At 60.4% G+C, this 4,062-nt stretch carries 7 protein-coding genes; 3 read left to right on the top strand and 4 right to left on the bottom strand.

Annotation, left to right across the window (positions count from 1 at the left end):
- On the bottom strand, positions 1-238 hold a 238-nt coding region (locus tag DBR24_RS34650), incomplete at its 3' end, for a pilus assembly protein N-terminal domain-containing protein (RefSeq protein ID WP_256592037.1).
- A gap of 21 nt (positions 239-259) precedes the next feature.
- A complete protein-coding gene (gene cpaB / locus DBR24_RS30705; RefSeq protein WP_128616552.1) occupies positions 260-1,210 on the bottom strand; it encodes a Flp pilus assembly protein CpaB in 951 nt (316 codons plus the stop codon).
- Between the two features lie 337 nt (positions 1,211-1,547).
- Here cpaB and DBR24_RS30700 point away from each other — a divergent pair, with 337 nt between their 5' ends.
- Both DBR24_RS30700 and DBR24_RS30695 read left to right on the top strand, forming a co-directional pair.
- A complete protein-coding gene (locus DBR24_RS30700; RefSeq protein WP_123471076.1) occupies positions 1,548-1,751 on the top strand; it encodes a Flp family type IVb pilin in 204 nt (67 codons plus the stop codon).
- Between the two features lie 59 nt (positions 1,752-1,810).
- Positions 1,811-2,218, top strand: a complete 408-nt coding sequence (locus tag DBR24_RS30695) for a response regulator (RefSeq protein ID WP_123471074.1) — start codon at positions 1,811-1,813, stop codon at positions 2,216-2,218.
- A gap of 43 nt (positions 2,219-2,261) precedes the next feature.
- Here DBR24_RS30695 and DBR24_RS30690 read toward each other — a convergent pair whose 3' ends face one another.
- Positions 2,262-3,041 carry a response regulator transcription factor gene (locus DBR24_RS30690; RefSeq protein ID WP_123471178.1) on the bottom strand — a complete coding sequence of 260 codons (780 nt, stop codon included), beginning with the start codon at positions 3,039-3,041 and terminating at the stop codon, positions 2,262-2,264.
- Positions 3,042-3,167: 126 nt separating this feature from the next.
- Entirely contained in the window at positions 3,168-3,638 is a 471-nt protein-coding gene (locus DBR24_RS30685; RefSeq protein ID WP_128616551.1) for a prepilin peptidase, read from the bottom strand.
- 75 nt (positions 3,639-3,713) lie between these two features.
- Between DBR24_RS30685 and DBR24_RS30680 the strand changes: the two genes are divergently transcribed.
- The coding region (locus tag DBR24_RS30680) for a TadE/TadG family type IV pilus assembly protein (protein ID WP_128616556.1) at positions 3,714-4,062 on the top strand (349 nt) is incomplete at its 3' end.

Below are 4,062 nucleotides of genomic sequence, written 5' to 3'. Positions count from 1 at the left end.
CCCCTTGATCGCCGGTCACGCGCACGTCGGCGATTTTCGGGTCGCCCACCGCAACCCGGGTGATCGCCACCGGTGATTGCAGCGCCTGCTGCATGCCCTCGCCGACTTCCAGCGCCGCCGGCAACGGGGCCAGTGCCGCGCAATTGCCACTCGCGGCGGCAGCACTGCCGCTGGCGGCAACGCCCAGCAGCGGGGCCAGTAGCAAGCCGATGAACAGGGGCGTAAAACGTCTGCGCATGTAAAGGCGTCCTTGCTCGATTCAGGGGGTGGGTTGTGCGGTTTCGGCACCGCGGATCACTTCCACGGATGCTTTGCGTGGGGGCGGTGCGCCAGCCACTGCCATGGGTTTGGGTGGCGCAGCCAGTGACAGCTGACTGAACTCCAGAAGTTCGCGACGCGGCGTGTCGAGTCGCGTCGCGACATCATTTTCACCCTTCCAGTATTTCGCCAGTTGCTGTTCATCGGCACTGCGCACGGCCAGGCGCAGCACACCGGCGCCGGACGCCAGCATCAAGCGACTGAGTAACGGCTCCGGCACCGCCAGCACCACACTGCGCGCGGCCATGCGTTGTTGTTCCTGCTTGAGGCGTTCATCGTCGCTGCGTGCCGCACCGGTGGGCTGGCCGTCGTTGGTCAGGCCGGTCTGGCTGCCGACCACCAGCACCCGTACCGCCGGGATCACCAGCTGTGCCGAAGGTTGTGGATTCACTTCGTCCTTGCGCAGAAACAACAGCACGTCCACGTAATCGCCGGGCGCCAGTTGCCCGCCGACGTTGATTACTTCATCGACGGCCACGGCCAGTGCGCGCTCACCGGGACGAATCATCCGCGACAGTTGGCTGCCGGGTTCGAAGCTTTCTTCACTGAGCCAGCTGCCAGCGCTCAACGGCCGCCACGGCGTGCGCCCAATGACTTGATCGACGTTGCCCAGGCTACCGGCCGGTGCGGTACGCAACTTCTCCACGGCCACGTCGGCGGCGGTGATTTTCACGAACGGAGCGATGTCGCGCAGCAGCACGACAACCGGTTGGCGGCTCGGGTCCTCCACCGCAGCAGGGGTAGCCGGCGCTGACGCGACAGCTGCGGTCGCGGGCGCCGCGACCGGTTCAGCAATGGCAGGTTGCCGGCTCAACGTGAGTCCCCAATACCCGGCGATGATGGCCCCCAGCAGGAACAATCCGGCCAGACCCAACGTGATGCGACTGTTCATGACGGCTCTCCCTTTCCCGCTGCGCGCTCTTCTTACTGCAATGACCCGTACTTCCAACGAGATAACTTCGCAATCAGGCAGCTATGAACAAGTAACTATTTCGCTATTTGACGGTAGCGCAGGAAGAACAAAACGCCATTACGAAGGCGGAAATATCCAACGAAAGTAGCGGGCGGATACGCCAAAAGTGGTTTTGCATGGTCTAACGGCGCCTTACTACTTTGGAGTTAATCCGTTCTTACAGTTGCTGGGGCGGAAAATGCCGACAATGCTGATGCTGGCACAGGGAAATCATGTTGCGAATGCGCAACACCTGGTGTGCTCAAGGAGAACTCTCATGTCGTATTCCCGGGTAGCCCGCAAAATCAAAGCTCAAATGGCGTTTTTCAAAAGGCTGGCCAAAGACACCGAAGGTGCATCAGCCATCGAATATGCATTGGTCGTGGGTCTGGTGGCGCTGGTGATTGCTGCCTTCGGTAACGGCATCGGCCTTCGCGTCACCGCGATCCTGACTTCGATCCAGACCGCGCTGGGCGGATAACTTGTCAATGCGCCCATTGGGTTCTACCGTCAGAACTCAGTCCATTGCAGGTGTCGCCCATGAACGCTTCCGTACCTTCTCGCCAGCAGTTGCTTCTCGTCGACGATGAAGAAGATGCACTGCTGGAGTTGGCGGAATTGCTGGAAGGCGAAGGCTTCATCTGTCATACCGCGACGTCGGTGAAGCTTGCGCTGCACCATCTGACCCGCCACCCCGATATCGCATTGGTGATCACCGATCTGCGCATGCCGGAAGAAAGCGGCATGTCGCTGATCAAGCGCCTGCGCGAGCACACGTCGCGCCAGCACCTGCCGGTGATCGTCACCTCGGGCCATGCGGACATGGAGGATGTCAGCGACATGCTGCGCCTGCAGGTCCTGGACCTGTTTCGCAAGCCGATCTATCACGTGCGCCTGCTGGAAACCCTGGACAACCTGTTTCCCAAGGTCAGAACCCATCTCGGTTGAGATCAAACGGTTTGACCCCGGCGAATGCCGGGGTCATCAGCGGTCAGTGCGCCGTCACTCGCAGGCGTGATCCCGAAGTGCCTGGCGACAACGCCAGGGCCAACTGGGTGCGGTTATGCATGTGAGTCAGGCGCAAAACCTGCGAGACATACAGCTTGACCGTGTTCTCGGTAATCCCCAGCTCACAGGCAATCTGATAGTTGGTCTGGCCTTTGCCGACCAGCCGTGCGACGTCGAGCTGACGCGGTGACAACTGGTTGAAGATCGCCGGGATTTCCACCTCGTGCTGCCCGTCCGCCGACGGCTCGGCGCTGCTTGGCACTGGCGCGCGACGCACCTTGTCGAGGTCCTGATACAGGTCGTCGATCGACTCGGAGAGGTACTGCAGCTTCTCGTTCAGGTGACCCAATTGCAGGGTTTTCTGCCGTTCCTGCAGGGCGGCCTCCTGACGTTGCAAGCCCTCCAGCAACTCGTCCAGATCAATCGGCTTCTGGTAGTAATCGGCGATCCCGGCACGCAAGGCTTTGATCACGTCCTGCTTGTCGGCACGCCCGGTGAGCATGATGGCCTCGAACACCCGGTGTTTGCCCGACAGGCGTTGCAGTTCCTGCACCAGCTGGATGCCGTCCATGTCCGGCATGTGCAGATCGCACAACACCAGGCCGATGGCAGGGTTTTCGACAAATTGCTCGATGGCCTGCCGGCTCGATTGGCAAGGCACGCAACGGTAGCCACTGCTTTCGAGAAACTCGCAGAGCTCCTCGACGATCAGCGGCTGATCGTCGACCACCAGTACCTTCACAACAGACGTAAACTTGTTCACTTGCAACTCCATGCCCGGGCCAAAAGGCTGACCGTTCCTGTACTCACAGCGTGTGGTTGTATAACCGTTGATTTGAAAGTAGACCCACTTTCCTACTATGTACATAGCAGTAGTGGCAGGTGGCGACTAATGGATCCAAACCAGCGTCAGAGCGGTTCCCGCGAGCACGAACGGTGCAAATGGCAGCTTTTTTGACTTTGATGGCGCCATGTATCGCAGACATCGCCTAAGTCCTTGACTCATATGCAGCCAGAGTTTTGGCGCAAACAACAACCAGAGCACACTGGCGAGTGCGGCGCCGATGAACGTACCGAGCAGCAGTTGACCGTCCGTCGCAAGGCCCAAGGCTGTCATTAGTTTCACATCGCCGGCACCCAACCGACGCCATCGGTAACCGGGCAACGTCAACGCCAGCGCGAGCACTGCGGCCCAGCCGCCCTGAACCGCTTCAGCCCCCAGCCAGGTGGTGCCGGTGCTCAGCAGATAGGCCATCGCCAAGGCCCCCACACCCAGCGTGAGCGCATTGGCGATATGCCGCTGGCGGGCATCCTGCGCCGCGCACAGGGTCAGCCAGATCAGTAGGACAATGCTCTGCATGCGGTAAAAAACGTCCGTTTTGGCCGATTGATTCTATGCTGACATTACGTAGTGATTGTCAGGGTAGACGCACTCATGAAAACCAACCTCCCCCGCAAGCAAAAAGGCGCCGTGGCCATCGAGTTCGCCCTGGTGTTCGTAGTGTTCTTCGCGGTGTTTTATGGCCTGGTGAGTTACAGCCTGCCGCTGCTGCTGATGCAGTCGTTCAACGAGTCCACCGCCGAAACGGTGCGCCGCAGCGTGGCGCTGGATCCGGCTACCGCCAACTACCCCACCGCGCTGACCACCCTCGCCCGCACCGAACTGACCCGGCAACTGGGCTGGCTGCCCGGGGCTCTGAATTTCAATGCCGCCACCGACAGCAGCATCACCTATGTCGGCGGATTGCTGACGGTGAGCATCAATTACCCCACCTCCAAGTTGA

This window comes from Pseudomonas sp. HMWF006, from assembly GCF_003061205.1.
Classification (GTDB): Bacteria; Pseudomonadota; Gammaproteobacteria; order Pseudomonadales; family Pseudomonadaceae; genus Aquipseudomonas; species Aquipseudomonas monsensis.
Note: the sequence above shows the minus strand (reverse complement) of the source record. Positions and strands in the feature narration are given on the sequence as shown.